Raw genomic sequence first — 15,937 nt, 5'->3', positions numbered from 1 at the left:
GGGGAGGGGCAGAGGGGAGGGGACAGAGGAGCGGGGGCGGGGGGCGACTCAGAGGAAACTCAGAGGCCGGGTGGCCGCGCGCTCCCCTCGCCAGGGGTGATGCTGGAAGGCGACATGAACACTTCCTCTCCGGACTCCGAGGCCCCCGGGTCCGACACCATGCCGGGTTCGGACACCTCTGTCCCTGCCGTCACGGACGCGGGCGGTGCCGGCGTCACGGGGCCGGGCGGTTCCGCCGTCCGGGCGCGCGGGAGCGCCAGGGCGCCCGCGCTCATCCGGCCCGACGGCACCCCCGTGCGCGTCCTCGTCGTCGACGACGACCCGGACCTGGCCGAGGTCCTCTCCGGCGCGCTGCGCTACGAGGGCTGGGAGGTCCGCAGCGCGCACGACGGCGCCTCGGCCGCCGCCGCGGCCCGCGAGCTGCTGCCCGACGCCGTCGTCCTCGACGTGATGCTCCCGGACACCGACGGCTTCGCCGTGCTGCGCGACCTGCACACCGTGCTGCCCGGCGTCTGCGTCCTCTTCCTCACCGCCCGGGACGCGGTCGAGGACCGGATCGCCGGCATCACCGCCGGCGGCGACGACTACGTCACCAAGCCCTTCAGCCTGGAGGAGGTCGTCGCCCGGCTGCGCGGACTCCTCCGCCGCGCCGGCATGGCCCGCCGGATCGACGAGGGCCCCCGGCTGGTCGTCGGGGACCTCGCCATGGACGAGGAGGCCCGGGAGGTGACCCGGGGCGGAGACCTGGTCGAGCTGTCGCCCACCGAGTTCGAGCTGCTGCGCTTCCTGATGCGCAACCCGCGCCGGGTGCTCAGCAAGGCCCAGATCCTCGACCGCGTCTGGTCCTACGACTTCGGCGGCCAGGCCCATGTCGTCGAGCTCTACATCTCGTACCTGCGCAAGAAGGTCGACGCCGGCCGGGAGCCGATGATCCACACCGTCCGGGGCGCCGGGTACGTCCTCAAGCCCGCGGCGGGCCGGTGACGCCGGGCATGCGGGACGGGAGCGGGAACGGGAACGGGAAGGCACCCCGGCGGGCCCGCGCGGCCTCGGCCCTGCGGGCGCTGCCCCGGCCCCGCACGATGCGCGCCCGCCTCACCGCCGGACTCCTCGTCCTCCTTGCGCTCAGCTGCGCCGCCGTCGGCGTGGCCGCCGTCTACGAGCTGGACGGCTTCCTGACCGGCCGCCTGGACCAGCAGCTCCAGGAGGCCGGGGCGCGCTTCCCGGCGAGCCTCGAGCACGGTTCGGCGACGCGGCCCGGCAAGCCCTCCGACCACGACGGCGACGAACACGGGGACATCCGGCGCCAGAGCACCGGCACGTTCGGGGCGCGGCTGGTCGGCGGGGACGTGACCACCGCCGCCGTCGTGCCGCCCGGCCCGGGCACGGCCGTCCGGACCGTCGATCCGACCGCCCACGACGAGGCTGTCCTGGCGGCGGTCCCGGTGGACGGCCGCGCCCACACCGTCTGCCTCTCAGGCCTCGGCGACTACCGCGTCCTGGCGACGGCCGGCCAGGACGGCGACGTACTCGTCACCGGACTGCCCACCGAGCCCGTCGACGCGGCCGTCCACCGGCTCGAACTCGTCGCCGCCCTGGTCTTCGGCGTGGCCCTCGTCGTCGCCGGGGTCGCCGGGGCGATGTGGGTACGGTGGTCTCTGCGGCCCCTCAACCGGGTCGCCGCGACCGCCGCCCGGGTCAGCGAACTCCCGCTCGCCAGCGGAGAGGTGGCCCTGCCCCCGCGGGCGCCCGAGTCGGACCCGCGCAGCGAGGTGGGCCGCGTCGCCGCCGCCTTCAACCGCATGCTCGGCCACGTCGAGGACGCGCTCACCAAGCGGCACGCCAGCGAGGAGCGGCTGCGGACCTTCGCCGCCGACGCCAGCCACGAGCTGCGCACGCCGGTCGCCTCGGTCCGGGGCCATGCCGAGCTGGCGCTGCTGCATCCCGGGCCGGTGCCGCCCAAGGTGACCCGTGCCCTCGAACGGATCGCCGCCGAGTCTGCGCGCATGGGTGAGATGGTCGACGACCTGCTGCTGCTGGCCCGCCTGGACGCGGGACGTCCCCTGGAGCGCCTGCCCGTCGACCTCACCCGTCTGGTCCTCGACGCGGTCACCGACGCCCGGGCCGCGGGGCCCGGGCACCGGTGGGTGCTGGAGCTGGCGGAGGAGCCGGTGACCGTGACGGGAGACGTCCACCGGCTCCAGCAGGTGTCGGCGAACCTGCTGGCCAACGCGCGCGTCCACACGCCTCCGGGGACCCGGGTGACGGTGTCCCTGGAGCGCGACGGGGAGGACGCCGTGCTCAAGGTCCACGACGACGGGCCCGGCGTTCCCGAGGACGTGCGGCCCGGCGTCTTCGAGCGCTTCACCCGGGCGGACCGGCGTCGCGCCGATGCCTCCGGCAGTGGGGCGGGGCTCGGTCTGTCCATCGTGGCGGCCGTGGTCGAGGCGCACCACGGCACGGTCGGGCTGGAGAGCGGGCCGGGGGCCACCACGTTCACGGTCAGGCTTCCGGCGGTCTGAACGGCGGGCCGATGTCGGTGGCGCGCTCCCGTGGCCCGGTCCGGTGGGGGGTCGGGGCCGTGCCGGTGCATCAGCCCGTCGCCGTTGGACAGAGACGTGAAGGTTAGTGGCGACGGGCATCGATGTACCGGCACGGCCCCTCGCGTGCGTACCCGGCTGCGGGTGCCGGGTAGCGGCCCGTGGTCAGTAGCGGGTGATCGTTGTTGGTCCTGTTGTCGTGCCGATGGCGATGTGGGGGGCTCGTTCTGGGTTTGCCCAGGTGAGGAGGTGTCGCATCGCTTCCTTGGGTACGGAGATGCAGCCGGCCGTCGGGCCTTTGCCGTTGACGTGCAGGAAGATTCCCGCGCCCCGGCCCCGTACGGGGCGCTCGTAGTTGAAGCCGATGACCAGGGCGTGCGCGTACTGGCCGGTGTAGGTGATCAGGTGCTCGGACTCCTTCGCCCGGCAGTCCCCGGGGCGCGGCTCGGTCCACCGGTTGTACGAGCGGGACGCGTTGTCCTGGCACCACCAGGAGTCCCTGGTCACCCGGCGGTACGGCATCGAGGTTCCCCGCGGTGCCGCCCGGGTCCCGAACGCGTACGGCAGCTCGTACAGACCGGTGGGTGTCGTGTTCGTGCCCTGGAGCCGGGCTCCGCCCTCGACCAGTCCGCGCGCCCCGAACCGTGCGGGCGCCGAACCGGCCCGTACCCAGCGCCCGCCCCGCAGGTCCCACCACGTGAGCGTCCCCGAGGTCGCGTCCGGGCGCGGGGCCTCGGCCGTGATCAGCTGGCTCCCGCCGCCGGTGTCGGCCAGCCGTGCGGGGAGGACGGTGGCGGGCGGCGGCCCGCTCGGGGCCAGGACCAGCAGGGACGCGGACGCGAGGGCGGTGGCTCCGAGGCGCATGGCTCAGACCGTACTGGGGGGCAGTGGCAGCGGCAGCCCGGGAAGTCCGTCCAGGCTCGTCGCGATGTGCTCCTTCTTGGTGAAGTACGCGTTCAGCGAGTCGTCGTCCTCACGCGCGAAGCGCTTGCCGTGCAGGTCGCGGTCCTCGTCGTAGGACATGAAGGGCACCGCGTAGCCGCAGGAGTCGCGGACGATTTCGGCCGTCACGACGATGATCGCGCGCAGCCCGTGCCGGGTCGGGTCGATGCCGTCGAAGTGGGTGAGGAGTTCCGCGAAGCGGGGGTCGTCGCGGAAGACCGGTTCGCCGCGGCCGTGCACCCGGACGATGTTGGGCGGGCCCTGGAAGGCGCACCACATCAGGGTGATCCGGCCGTTCTCGCGCAGGTGCGCGATCGTCTCCGCGGTGCTGCCGGCGAAGTCCAGATACGCCACGGTCAGTTCGTCGAGAACGGCGAACGATCCGGTGAGCCCTTTGGGGGAGAGGTTGACCGTGCCGTCCCCGGACAGCGGGGCGGTCGCGGTGAAGAAGAGGGGCTGGGCCTCGATGAAGCTGCGGAGGCGGCCGTCGATGCGCTCATAGGTCTTTCCCATGTCTAACGATTATCGGGGAAGACCTTTCGGCTGTCTAAGGGGTTACGGGTTCCGGCGGCGTCGTTCAGGGGCACCGCCGGAACCCGTTGGCCGCCCCGGCCGGCGTCTGCGGGGCGGCCGGACCGGCGGTCAGGTCACTTGTTCAGCGTGCAGGCGGCGAGGGTGTCCAGGCCGGTGGGCTTGGCGGCCGTGCGGCCGATGGAGATCGCGATGCGGTCGATCGTCGATACGCGCTTGTCCTTCAGGGGGCCGAGGATCGCGTTGTTGACGAAGTTGGGGCCGCCCTGGCCGACGGTGTCGACGAGTCGCTTGTTGGCCTCGGCGATCTGGGTGTTCAGCAGGGCGAGATTCCGGTCGACCTCGGCCTTCGCGGACGCGGGGACCGCGGGCAGCTGCGAGGCGACGTCCGGGCAGGTGATGGTGCCCGCCGCGGCGGCGTCGCCCGTTCCGGCCGCGGCCCCGCCCGTCTGTGCGGCGGCCGGCGTGCTCGGGGCTGCGGACGCCGTGGCCGTGCCGCCGGCGGCCGCGCCTCCCGCGGTGTTCAGGGAGCAGGGGGCGAGCGCGTCCAGGCCCTGCGGCTTGGCGGCCGTGCGGCCGATGGCCGTCGCGATCCGGTTGACGGTGGCGACGCGCTTGTCCTTCAGCGGGCCGAGGATCGCGTTCTGGATGAAGTTGGGGCCGCCTTGGCCGACGGTGTCGACGAGTCGCTTGTTGGCCTCGGCGATCTGGGTGTTCAGCAGGGCGAGATTCCGGTCGACCTCGGCCTTCGCGGAGGCCGGGACCGCGGGCAGGCTCGGGGCGACCGCCGGGCAGTTCACCGTGTTCGCGGCGGCCTTCGTCGTGGCGTTCTGGGCGTTGTCGTGCTTCTCGCCCGCCAGCGCGCTGCCGGCGATCACCGCCGCGGACAGCACCACGGCGGAGGCTCCGCCGATCATCACGACGCGCCGCTTGTTGTACTTCGGAAGAGCCCTGGACATGCGGAATCCTCACTCGGGTCGGGGGTGGACCACCGTCCGGCGTTCGGCCGGTCGGTCAACGTCCGTGTGCCTGCCGTGCTTGAACGCGGCGCCTGCGTTCAGCGGGAGATACGCGGAAACGATTACGAGCGTTCAACCCTCCGTGAAGATTCCTCTGCCGAGCGTGCCGGGCGGGCCACAATTGACGAACCATGCAGAGTGCTGCATACTCATGCATGTCAGCGAATGCACTGTGAGGAGAATCCCGTGACCGAGCGCGTCGTACTCGCCTACTCAGGCGGTCTGGACACCTCCGTCGCCATCGGCTGGATCGCCGAGGAGACGGGCGCCGAGGTCATCGCCGTTGCGGTCGACGTCGGCCAGGGTGGCGAGGACCTGGACGTCATCCGCAAGCGAGCACTCGCCTGCGGTGCCGTCGAGGCCGAGGTCGCCGACGCCAAGGACGAGTTCGCCGACGAGTACTGCCTCCCGGCGATCAAGGCCAACGCCCTCTACATGGACCGCTACCCGCTGGTCTCCGCCCTCTCCCGGCCGACGATCGTCAAGCACCTCGTCGCCGCCGCCCAGAAGCACGGCGCCACCACGGTCGCCCACGGCTGCACCGGCAAGGGCAACGACCAGGTGCGGTTCGAGGCCGGCATCGTCGCCCTCGCCCCCGACCTCAAGTGCATCGCCCCGGTCCGCGACTACGCGATGACCCGGGACAAGGCGATCGCCTTCTGCGAGGAGAAGCAGCTCCCGATCGCCACCACCAAGAAGTCCCCGTACTCCATCGACCAGAACGTCTTCGGGCGCGCGGTCGAGACGGGCTTCCTGGAGGACATCTGGAACGCCCCGATCGAGGACATCTACGAGTACACCTCGAACCCCGCCGAGGCCCGCGAGGCCGACGAGGTGATCATCACCTTCAAGCAGGGCGTCCCGGTCGCCATCGACGGCAAGCCCGTCAGCGTCCTGCAGGCCATCCAGCAGCTCAACGAGCGCGCCGGAGCCCAGGGCATCGGCCGGATCGACATGGTCGAGGACCGGCTCGTGGGCATCAAGTCCCGTGAGGTGTACGAGGCCCCGGGCGCGATCGCGCTGATCACCGCCCACCAGGAGCTGGAGAACGTCACCGTCGAGCGTGAACTCGCCCGCTACAAGCGGCAGGTCGAGCAGCGCTGGGGCGAGCTGGTCTACGACGGCCAGTGGTTCTCCCCGCTCAAGCGCGCCCTGGACGGCTTCATCGACGAGGCCAACCAGCACGTCAACGGCGACATCCGGATGACCCTGCACGGCGGCCGCGCGGTCGTCACGGGCCGGCGCTCCGACACCTCGCTCTACGACTTCGACCTCGCCACGTACGACACCGGCGACACCTTCGACCAGGCCGCGGCCAAGGGCTTCATCGACATCTACAGCCTGTCGTCGAAGATCGCCGCCAAGCGGGATCTGGCATAAGCGGTAGGGGGCTTGGCGCGGGCCGTGTCGTGTCCGCCGCCTCGGAGCCTGTCGAGCACTAGCCTGGCTGCCGCCTCCTCGCGCATGCGTGAGGAGGCGGTGGCGCATCCACACCTTTCGAGGAGTAACGCAAGTGAGCAGCAACAGCGGTGACGTCCGGCTCTGGGGCGGACGGTTCGCCGACGGTCCCGCCGAGGCCCTGGCCAAGCTGTCCGCGTCGGTCCACTTCGACTGGCGCCTCGCGCCGTACGACATCGCCGGCTCGCGTGCCCACGCGCGCGTGCTGCACAAGGCGGGCCTGCTCACCGAGGACGAACTCGAGCGCATGATCGCCGGCCTCGACCGGCTGGAGGCGGACGTCGCCGACGGCTCCTTCGTGGGCACGATCGCCGACGAGGACGTCCACACGGCCCTGGAGCGCGGTCTGCTCGAGCGGCTCGGCCCCGACCTCGGCGGCAAGCTCCGCGCCGGCCGCTCCCGCAACGACCAGGTGGCCACGCTCTTCCGGATGTACCTGCGCGACCACGCCCGGATCATCGGCGGCCTGATCGCCGACCTCCAGGAGGCGCTGATCGGCCTGGCCGAGGCCCACCCGGACGTGGCCATGCCCGGGCGCACCCACCTCCAGCACGCCCAGCCCGTGCTGTTCGCGCACCACGTCCTGGCCCACGTCCAGTCCCTGTCCCGGGACGCCGAGCGGCTGCGCCAGTGGGACGAGCGCACGGCCGTCTCGCCGTACGGCTCCGGCGCCCTGGCCGGCTCCTCCCTCGGCCTCGACCCGGAGGCGGTGGCGAAGGACCTCGGATTCGAGCACGGCAGCGCCGCCAATTCCATCGACGGCACGGCCTCCCGCGACTTCGTGGCGGAGTTCGCCTTCGTCACCGCGATGATCGGCGTGAACCTCTCCCGCATCGCCGAGGAGATCATCATCTGGAACACGAAGGAGTTCTCCTTCGTGACCCTCCACGACGCGTTCTCCACGGGCTCCTCGATCATGCCCCAGAAGAAGAACCCGGACATCGCCGAGCTGGCGCGCGGCAAGTCCGGCCGGCTGATCGGCAACCTGACCGGGCTCATGGCCACGCTCAAGGCGCTGCCCCTCGCGTACAACCGCGACCTCCAGGAGGACAAGGAGCCGGTCTTCGACTCCTGCGACCAGCTGGAGGTCCTGCTCCCCGCCTTCACCGGCATGATGGCCACGCTGACCGTCCACCGCGAGCGCATGGAGGAGCTGGCCCCGGCCGGGTTCTCGCTCGCCACCGACATCGCCGAGTGGCTGGTCAAGCAGGGCGTGCCCTTCCGGGTCGCGCACGAGGTCGCCGGCGAGTGCGTGAAGGTCGCGGAGGCGGACGGCAAGGAGCTGGACGAGCTGACCGACGAGCAGTTCGCGAAGATCTCCGCGCATCTGACGCCCGAGGTGCGCTCCGTTCTGAACGTCCCCGGTGCCCTCGCCTCCCGCGACGGCCGCGGCGGTACGGCCCCGAGCGCCGTCGCCGTCCAGCTCGCCGACATCAAGACGGACGTCGCCGCGCAGCAGACGTGGGCGGCGGCGAAGCGGAAGCAGTAGCAGTGGTAGGAGCAGTGGCACTGGCAGTAGCGGGGGTCGGTTCGGGAGCGGTGGGCTGACGCCGTCCGCCGCCGGGCCGGCCCGCCCGCGGAGGGGCCCGCCGGGCCGGCCCGCCCGGAGACGGACACGGACCGTGGGCGGGGGCGGGTGCCGTACGGCGGAGGGTGTCGCGGGTTACGTTGGCCGGGAGCCGTAAAGGAGCCGACCGAACGGAGCCGCGATGCCCTTCGCACGTCTCGCCTCAGCCACGACTCCCACCGCGCACCTCGGTCTGGGACTCGCCGCGGTGGGGCGCCCCGGTTACATCAACCTCGGGCGCGAGGAGGACCTGCCGGCCGACCGCAGTGTCGAAGCCCTGCGCGAGCGCACCCACGAACTCCTCGACGCCGCCTACGCCCAGGGCGTGCGCTACTTCGACGTGGCCCGTTCCTACGGCCGCTCGGAGGAGTTCCTCGCCGGCTGGCTGCGCGGCCGCCCGGACGTCGACGACGTGGTCGTCGGCAGCAAATGGGGCTACACCTACACCGCCGACTGGCGCACCGACGCCGAGGCGCACGAGGTCAAGGACCACGGGCTCGCCACGTACGAGCGGCAGCGCGCCGAGACCGCGGAGCTGCTCGGCGACCGGCTCGACCTCTACCAGATCCACTCGGTGACCCCGGACAGCCCGGCCCTCACCGACAAGGAGCTGCACGCGGCCCTCGCCGAGGCGGCCGCCGGCGGTCTGTCGATCGGCTTCTCCACCAGCGGGCCCGCCCAGGCGGAGGCCGTCCGGGCGGCGCTGGCCGTCACGGTCGACGGCGAGCCGTTGTTCCGTACCGTCCAGTCGACGTACAACGTGCTGGAGACCTCCGCCGCCCCGGCCCTCGCCGAGGCCCACGACGCCGGGCTCACGGTGATCGTCAAGGAGGGCCTGGCCAACGGCCGGCTCGCCGGGCCCCACGCGCCCGAGGCGCTGCGAGCGGTCGCCGAGCAGACCTCGCTCGGCTGCGACGCCGTCGCCCTCGCGATGATCCTGCGGCAGCCCTGGGCCGGGGTCGTGCTGTCCGGCGCGGCCACCGCCAACCAGCTCGCCTCGAACCTGCACGCCGCGGTCGTCGACCTCGACGAGGACCAGCTGACCCGGCTCGCCGCGCTGGTGGAGGAACCGGGGGCCTACTGGGAGCACCGCAGCCGGCTGCCCTGGCACTGAGAGCGCTCAGAGTGCTGAGAGCGCCGAGAGCGCCGAGAGCGCTGAGGGCACTCGGGCGCTGCGGCCACTGAGCGCCGGGCGCGCGGAGCGGAGCGTCGGGCCGCGCGGAGCCTGAGGATCACCTGGGTGTGAGACGCATGCGCGTCGTGTGAGACATTCTTGTCTCATATGCAGTACAGTTGTCTCATGGCTGTCGACCGTGACCACGTGCTGCGCAGCGCAGCCGCCCTGCTCACCCGCAAAGCCACCGCGACGATGGACGAGGTCGCGAAGGCCGCCGGGATCAGCCGGGCCACGCTGCACCGTCAGTTCGCCGGCCGGGACGCGCTCGTCCGCGCGCTGGAGGCCCTCGGCATCGAGGAGTGCGAGGCCGCCCTGGACGCGGCCCGTCTCGACGACGGCACCGCCCAGGAGGCCGTGCGCCGTCTGGTGGGCGAGCTGGAGCGGTCGGCCGGACTGCTCGCATTCCTCTACACCGAGAACCAGCTGTTCGAGGGGGACGGGCAGCACGAGGGCTGGGCCCGGATCGACGTCCGGGTGGCCGCGCTGTTCCGGCGCGGCCAGGAGAGCGGCGAGTTCCGCATCGACCTCTCCCCGGCCTGGCTCACCGAGGCGCTCTACGGACTGATGGCCTCGGCCTCCTGGGCCGTGACCGAGGGCCGGGTCGCCGCCAAGGACTACCACCACATGATCGTCGGGCTGCTGCTCGGCGGTGCGCTCAGGAGAGAGGAACCATGACCAGCACCCTGCGGCCGGCGGTCGCGACACGGATACCGAAGCGTCCGGGCCGCTGGCTCGCGCTCGGCGTCCTCGTCCTCGCCGTGCTGCTGGTGGCCGTCGACGCGACCGTCCTCGGCCTCGCGACCCCGTACATCAGTGAGGACCTCGAACCCTCGGGCACCCAGCTCCTGTGGATCGGTGACGTCTACTCCTTCGTCATCGCCGGGCTGCTCGTCTCCATGGGCAGTCTGGGCGACCGCATCGGCCGCAAGCGGCTGCTGCTCACCGGCGCCACGGCGTTCGGCCTGATATCCGTGCTCAACGCCTATGCCACGACACCCGAGTTGATGATCCTGGCGCGGGCGCTGCTCGGTGTCGCCGGCGCGACCCTGATGCCCGCCACGCTCGCCCTGATCCGCAACATCTTCCACGACCCGCGCGAGCGCAGTCTCGCCATCGGCATCTGGGGCGCGACGGCCTCCGCGGGCACGGCGGTCGGCCCGGTCGTCGGCGGTTTCCTGCTCGAACACTTCTGGTGGGGCTCGGTCTTCCTCATCAACCTGCCGGTCATGGTGGTCCTCGTCCTCGTCGGCCGCCGGCTGCTGCCCGAGTCGAAGAGTCCGCGGCCCGGCCCCTGGGACCTGATCAGCGTGACGCTCTCGCTGGTCGGTGTCATCGGTGTGGTGTACGCGGTGAAGGAGCTCGCGGCGCACGGGCCGGGCGCTCAGGCGCTCGCCGCCGGTCTGCTGGGAGCGGGCGCCCTCTTCTGGTTCGTGCGCCGCCAACTGACGCTCGCGACACCGCTGCTGGACGTCCGGCTGTTCCGCAACCGGGGGTTCTCCGGCGCGGTGCTGGCCGACCTGTTCACCGTGCTCGGCATGTCCGGGCTCGTCTTCTTCCTCTCCCAGTACCTGCAACTGGTGCAGGGACGCGGGCCGTTCGAGGCGGGCCTCGCCGAAGTACCGGCCGCGGTGGGCGCGGTGGCGGCGGGTCTGGTGGCCGGACGGTGCGCGCGGCGCTTCTCCGTGCGGACCGTCGTGTCCGGCGGGCTCGCCGCGGTGGGCCTCGCGCTCGGCGTGCTCACCGTGCTGGACCGGTCGACCGGATACCCCGTGCTCGGCGCGGCGCTGCTGGTCGTCGGTGTCGGCGCCGGTTTCTCGTTCACCGTCACGGCCGACGTCATCCTCTCCGCCGTCCCCAAGGAGCAGGCGGGCGCCGCGTCCGCGGTCTCCGAGACGGCGTACGAGCTGGGAGCGGCTCTGGGCATCGCCCTGCTCGGCTCCGTCGTGACCGGCGTCTACGCCGGCTTCACGGGCCCGGCGGGCACACCGGCCGCGGCGCACGACTCGCTGGGCGGTGCGGTGGAGGCCGCCGGACATCTGCCCGAGCACACCGCCGAGGCGCTGCTGACCTCGGCCCGGGAGTCCTTCGTGGACGGTCTGGCCCTCGCCTCCGGCGCGGGCGCGGCGGTCCTGCTCGCCACCGCGGCGGCGGCCTGGTTCCTGCTGCGGGGCCAGAAGCTGGAGGCGTAGCGAACGCGGTCCGGGGACGCGCCCTGTGCGGGTCCGGCGGGTCCCGGTCCGGTGTCGGTGCGGGGCCCCCGGCGAGGACCGGTCCCGAGCGGGGACGGCGGCTGCTCCGGACCGTACGAAACGGGTGGGCCCCGGCCGGAGACTCCGGCCGGGGCCCACCCGTGTGCGACGACGTGGCCGGAGGCCTACGCGGCCTTCGCCTTCGTGGCGTACATGTCGACGTACTCCTGGCCGGACAGCCGCATGACCTCGGTCATCACGGAGTCGGTCACGGCGCGCAGCACGTAGCGGTCGCGGTCCATGCCCTCGTAGCGCGAGAACTCCATGGCCGGTCCGAAGCGGACCGTGACCTTGCCCGGACGCGGCATGCCCGAGCCGCCCGGCTGGAGCTTGTCGGTGCCGATCATCGCGAACGGGACGACCGGGGCGCCGGTCATCAGGGTGAGCCGGGCGATACCGGTGCGGCCGCGGTACAGACGGCCGTCGGGGGAGCGGGTGCCCTCGGGGTAGATCCCGAAGATCTTGCCCTCCTCCAGGACCCGGCGGCCGGTCATCAGCGCGGCCACGCCGCCGTTGGCGCCGTCCCGGTCGACCGGGATCATGCCGACGCCCGTGAAGAACCACGCCATGAGCCGGCCCTTGAGGCCCTTGCCCGTGACGTACTCGTCCTTGCCGATGAAGAACACCTGCCGGTCGCAGACCAGCGGAAGGATCATCGAGTCGATGAAGGTGAGGTGATTGCCGGCGAGGATCACCGGGCCGTCGCCGGGGATGTTCTCCACGCCTTCCGCCCGTAGGCGGAACATCAGGCGCATGATCGTTCCGAGCACTGCCTTGATGAGCGCGAAGCGGGACAACGGGCCCTCCGGTGTCAAGGGATCGGTATGGAGTCTGTGCAGGTGAGGACGATACTCGCGGTTCCCGGTCCATTGCACATCGGGTTCATCGACCGGATACGCACTGTTGACCTACGTTTACCTGCGGTTGCGTGCCCGTGAGCGGTGACGACCGGGCCGGCCCGGTGTGACGGACATCGCGCGCGGGTACCGGCGAACGGGTGAGCGCCCGGCGAAGGGCGGTCCGTCCGCCTCGCTCCCCGCCTACCCCGGACGGTCCGTCCGATGCCGACGGACCGTCATGTTCCGCCTCCCGGCGGCTCCCGAGGTCATCCACTGTTCCGCCGCGGGTCTCCCTCCCGTCACACCGGGACCCCTACGATCGTCCCGCTTCGACAGGCAGGCACCTACGGCGGGAGGAGCCCTCATGGGCGCGCAGGAGTCGAACGGCCAGGAGCGGGGCACGGCGCGGCGGACGCTGCTGTCGGCCGCGATGCTCGGGGCGGGCGGGGCGGCCCTCGGCCTGCCCGGCACCGCGAGCGCGGACGGGCGGCACCCGGGCCGCGGCTACCGGAGCCTGCCCCGGCCGACCGTCATCGGTCACCGCGGCGCCAGCGGCTACCGGCCGGAGCACACCTTCGGCTCGTACGAGCTCGCCCTCGACCTCGGCGCCGACGTCGTCGAGGCGGGCGACCTGGTGCCCACCAAGGACGGTCACCTCGTGTGCCGGCACGAACCGGAGATCGGCGGGACCACGGACGTCGCGGCGCACCCCGAGTTCGCGGGCCGGAGGACGACCAAGACCCTGGACGGGGTCCCCACCACCGGCTGGTTCACCGAGGACTTCACGCTCGCCGAGCTGAAGACCCTGCGCGCCGTTGAGCGCATCCCCGCCAACCGTCCGCACAACACCCTCTACGACGGCCGCTGGGAGATCCCCACCTTCGAGGAGGTCCTGCGCTGGCAGGACGAGCAGACCCGCAGGCGCGGCAAGCAGGTCTGGATCTACCCCGAGACCAAGCACCCCACCTACTTCCGGGCCCTCGGCCTCGGCCTGGAGGAGCGGGTCGCGAAACTGCTGCGCAAGCACGGCAAGGACGGGAAGGACTCGCCGGTCATCCTCCAGTCCTTCGAGCCGAGCAGCATCCAGCGGCTCGACAAGCTCGTCGGCAACCCGCTCGTCGTCCTGCTGTCGGCCGCGAACACCCGCCCCTGGGACTTCGTGGCGGCGGGTGACCCCCGCACGGTCGCCGACCTCGTCACACCGGCCGGTCTGGAGTGGATCGCCTCGTACGCGCAGGGCATCGGCCCCACGCTCGACCTCGTCATCCCGAAGGACGCGGCCGGCAACCTCACCACCCCCACCACGCTCGTCGCCGACGCGCACCGGGCCGGTCTGATCCTGCACCCGTACACGATGCGCAACGAGAACCCGTTCCTGCCCGCGAACTTCCGCAAGGGCACCGCGGCCGACGGCTACGGAGACCCCTTCGGCGCCTTCAAGACCTACTTCGAGACCGGCATCGACGGTGTCTTCTCCGACAACGCGGACACCGCCGTGCTGGCCCGGGCCGACTTCCTCAAGGGGTGAGCCGCCCGCCCCGCTCCGTCAACGGGTGACCGCCCTCACCCCGGATGGGGTGAACGTGGGGCCGCCCCGGCAACCTCGCGCCCGGGCGGCCGTGTCGTTCCCCGTATGACCCACGAGCTGGTTACCGCCCTCGGCCCGCTGCTCGCCGCCGAGGCGTCGGCCGAGGCCCCCGCCTGCGGCGCCGAGCCGGGCGACCTGGAACAGGCCGTCTGGCTGCGGCTGCTGGAACGCCTCGACGCGGCGGGGCCGCCCGCCGACCCGCAGGGCTGGGTCCGCCGGGCCGTGCGCTCGGAGGCCCGCCGCAGCCGCCGCAGGGCCCGCGCCGAGCAGCCGTACGCCACCGAACCCGCCGAGGACGGCGGGAGGGGGCCGGAGCAGCGGGCGCTGGCGGCCGCCGGTGAGCGAGAGCTGCGCTCGGCGGCGAGCCGGCTGCCCGGCCGCTGCCCGGGTCTGGTGGCCGCCCTGCTCGCCCCGGAGGACCTCACCTACCGGGAGATCGCAGGTGAGTTGGGTATCTCACAGGGCAGTCTTGGTCCGGAACGCTCCAGATGTCTGGGATGTCTTCGGCGATTGCTGACGCCGGAGGTTGCGGCCCGCTGACGACGGGGATAGGAGTGGGGGACGACCGGAACAGGTGAGCGGGAGGCATGCACACATGGGCATGAGCGTGACCATCTCGGCGGCGACCGAGCAGGATGCGGAATCGATCCTGAAGCTGCAGTACCTCTGCTATCAGAGCGAGGCCGAGCTCTACGGCGACTACGGCATCGAGCCCCTCACCCAGCCCCTCGACTCGCTCCGGGCGGAACTGGCGGGCGGCACCGTCCTGGTGGCCCGGCTCGGCGACGAGGTGGTGGCCTCCGTACGCGGCGCCGTCGACGCCGACGGCACGGCCCGCATCAACAAGCTCATCGTGCACCCGCGCATGCAGCGGCACGGCCTGGGCGGACGTCTGCTCGACGCGATCGAGGCCTCCCTCGGCGCGGAGGGGGCGGCGAAGTCCTTCCAGCTGTTCACCGGCCACCGCAGCGAGCGCAACCTGCGCCTGTACCGCAAGCACGGCTACGCCCCCGTCTCCCAGGAGCGGGTGGGCGAGCGGCTGACGCTGGTGACCCTGGCCAAGGGCGCCGACGCCGGCGCGTTCGCCACCAGCGCCTGACCGCGGCCGGCCTCTTCCTCAGGTCCGTCAGTCGGCTGTCGTCGGCCCGTTGTCGTCCGGCCGCGGGAGTCAGGCCGCGGTCGTCCGCGCCTTGCGCAGCCAGTACATCGCCGACAGCGGCAGCAGGACCGGGATGAAGAGATAGCCCATGCCGTAGTCCGACCACACCGTGGCGTCGGGGAAGGCGGACGGCTCGGCCAGCGTCCAGGTCCCCACGACCAGCACACCCGCGAGCTCGGCGGCGCAGCACACCAGCGCCGCCCTGCGCGCCGTCTCTCCGCCGCGCACGAGCGAGTACGTGATGAACCCGTAGACGAGACCGGCGACCGCGGACAGCGAGTAGGCGAGCGGCGCCTTGTCGAACTGCGTGGAGATCTGCACGGCCGACCGCGAGACGGCGCCGACCACCATCACGCCGTACAGCCAGACCAGCAGGATGCCCGGGCCGCTGATGAGCCGTGCGCGCTTCGGGCCGGCGGCCGGCTCCGCCGGGCCCTGTGCGCCGGGCCCGTCCTGTCCGTCGCGAGGCGCGATCGGGTTCTCCTCCGTGGCCGTCATCTCAGCCTCCCCAGATGTCGTAGAGCCGGACCTCGAGCACGGCGAGGACGATCCCGCCGGCCGCCACCGTGACCGAACCCCAGCGGGTGCGCTCCGCCAGCGACATGAAACCCGCGGCGGGAATGCAGGCGAACGCGCCGATCAGATACGCCACGAAGATCGTCGTGCCCTGTTCCGGCTTCTCGCCGCGCGCCAGCTGGACCACGCCGATCACCAGCTGGACCAGGGCGAGCAGGCTCACCACGGCCATCCCGATGAAGTGCCAGTCCTTGGTGGGCTGATCGCGGTGGGCGGCCCAGCCGCACCAGGCGGCGAGCGCGAGCGCGGCGACGGCCGTCGCGGCGGTCAGGGCATCAAACATGCCGTGACC

The 15,937-nt window shown here is 72.4% G+C and carries 16 protein-coding genes; 10 read left to right on the top strand and 6 right to left on the bottom strand.

What is annotated here, in order from left to right; translation table 11 throughout:
* Positions 1-114: 114 nt before the first annotated feature.
* Both IO36_RS33995 and IO36_RS33990 read left to right on the top strand, forming a co-directional pair.
* Positions 115-984: a response regulator transcription factor gene (locus IO36_RS33995; protein WP_245173585.1), complete on the top strand. Its 870-nt coding sequence runs from the start codon at positions 115-117 to the stop codon at positions 982-984.
* A gap of 98 nt (positions 985-1,082) precedes the next feature.
* Positions 1,083-2,522 (top strand): sensor histidine kinase, encoded by a 1,440-nt coding sequence (locus IO36_RS33990; protein WP_051901158.1) that lies wholly within the window; start codon positions 1,083-1,085, stop codon positions 2,520-2,522.
* 183 nt (positions 2,523-2,705) lie between these two features.
* Here IO36_RS33990 and IO36_RS33985 read toward each other — a convergent pair whose 3' ends face one another.
* The 3 genes from IO36_RS33985 to IO36_RS33975 form a co-directional block, all read right to left on the bottom strand.
* Positions 2,706-3,404: a L,D-transpeptidase family protein gene (locus IO36_RS33985; RefSeq protein ID WP_037625739.1), complete on the bottom strand. Its 699-nt coding sequence runs from the start codon at positions 3,402-3,404 to the stop codon at positions 2,706-2,708.
* A gap of 3 nt (positions 3,405-3,407) precedes the next feature.
* Positions 3,408-3,995: a pyridoxamine 5'-phosphate oxidase family protein gene (locus tag IO36_RS33980; protein WP_037625737.1), complete on the bottom strand. Its 588-nt coding sequence runs from the start codon at positions 3,993-3,995 to the stop codon at positions 3,408-3,410.
* 134 nt (positions 3,996-4,129) lie between these two features.
* Complete coding sequence (locus tag IO36_RS33975) at positions 4,130-4,972, bottom strand: hypothetical protein (protein ID WP_037625735.1); 843 nt, start codon at positions 4,970-4,972, stop codon at positions 4,130-4,132.
* Positions 4,973-5,218: 246 nt separating this feature from the next.
* Here IO36_RS33975 and IO36_RS33970 point away from each other — a divergent pair, with 246 nt between their 5' ends.
* The 5 genes from IO36_RS33970 (at position 5,219) to IO36_RS33950 (ending at position 11,423) form a co-directional block, all read left to right on the top strand.
* Entirely contained in the window at positions 5,219-6,412 is a 1,194-nt protein-coding gene (locus IO36_RS33970; RefSeq protein ID WP_037625734.1) for an argininosuccinate synthase, read from the top strand.
* A gap of 133 nt (positions 6,413-6,545) precedes the next feature.
* Positions 6,546-7,979, top strand: coding sequence for an argininosuccinate lyase (gene argH / locus IO36_RS33965; protein WP_037625732.1), 1,434 nt, complete (start codon positions 6,546-6,548; stop codon positions 7,977-7,979).
* A gap of 220 nt (positions 7,980-8,199) precedes the next feature.
* Positions 8,200-9,171 (top strand): aldo/keto reductase, encoded by a 972-nt coding sequence (locus IO36_RS33960; RefSeq protein ID WP_037625730.1) that lies wholly within the window; start codon positions 8,200-8,202, stop codon positions 9,169-9,171.
* Between the two features lie 186 nt (positions 9,172-9,357).
* On the top strand, positions 9,358-9,909 hold the full coding sequence (locus IO36_RS33955; protein WP_037625728.1) for a TetR/AcrR family transcriptional regulator: 552 nt from the start codon (positions 9,358-9,360) through the stop codon (positions 9,907-9,909).
* Entirely contained in the window at positions 9,906-11,423 is a 1,518-nt protein-coding gene (locus IO36_RS33950; protein ID WP_037625726.1) for an MFS transporter, read from the top strand. Before IO36_RS33955 ends, IO36_RS33950 begins: the two co-directional genes overlap by 4 nt.
* Positions 11,424-11,608: 185 nt before the next feature.
* Here IO36_RS33950 and IO36_RS33945 read toward each other — a convergent pair whose 3' ends face one another.
* The gene (locus tag IO36_RS33945) at positions 11,609-12,298 is read right to left on the bottom strand and encodes a lysophospholipid acyltransferase family protein (protein ID WP_078943615.1); all 690 of its coding nucleotides are present in this window, start codon (positions 12,296-12,298) and stop codon (positions 11,609-11,611) included.
* Positions 12,299-12,686: 388 nt separating this feature from the next.
* Between IO36_RS33945 and IO36_RS33940 the strand changes: the two genes are divergently transcribed.
* The 3 genes from IO36_RS33940 to IO36_RS33930 all read left to right on the top strand — a co-directional run bounded on the left by IO36_RS33940 (position 12,687) and on the right by IO36_RS33930 (position 15,009).
* A complete protein-coding gene (locus IO36_RS33940; RefSeq protein WP_037625722.1) occupies positions 12,687-13,850 on the top strand; it encodes a glycerophosphodiester phosphodiesterase in 1,164 nt (387 codons plus the stop codon).
* A 105-nt stretch (positions 13,851-13,955) separates the two neighbouring features.
* On the top strand, positions 13,956-14,450 hold the full coding sequence (locus IO36_RS33935) for an RNA polymerase sigma factor (protein WP_037625720.1): 495 nt from the start codon (positions 13,956-13,958) through the stop codon (positions 14,448-14,450).
* A 55-nt stretch (positions 14,451-14,505) separates the two neighbouring features.
* Positions 14,506-15,009: a GNAT family N-acetyltransferase gene (locus IO36_RS33930; RefSeq protein WP_037625718.1), complete on the top strand. Its 504-nt coding sequence runs from the start codon at positions 14,506-14,508 to the stop codon at positions 15,007-15,009.
* 69 nt (positions 15,010-15,078) lie between these two features.
* On the opposite strand, the gene IO36_RS33925 is transcribed toward IO36_RS33930, so the two are convergent.
* On the bottom strand, positions 15,079-15,567 hold the full coding sequence (locus IO36_RS33925; protein ID WP_245173584.1) for a hypothetical protein: 489 nt from the start codon (positions 15,565-15,567) through the stop codon (positions 15,079-15,081).
* A gap of 1 nt (position 15,568) precedes the next feature.
* Positions 15,569-15,928 carry a hypothetical protein gene (locus IO36_RS33920; protein ID WP_037625717.1) on the bottom strand — a complete coding sequence of 120 codons (360 nt, stop codon included), beginning with the start codon at positions 15,926-15,928 and terminating at the stop codon, positions 15,569-15,571.
* Positions 15,929-15,937 lie beyond the last annotated feature (9 nt).

The organism is Streptomyces aureus, from assembly GCF_000725495.1.
Lineage (GTDB): Bacteria > Actinomycetota > Actinomycetes > Streptomycetales > Streptomycetaceae > Streptomyces > Streptomyces aureus_B.
Note: the sequence above shows the minus strand (reverse complement) of the source record. Positions and strands in the feature narration are given on the sequence as shown.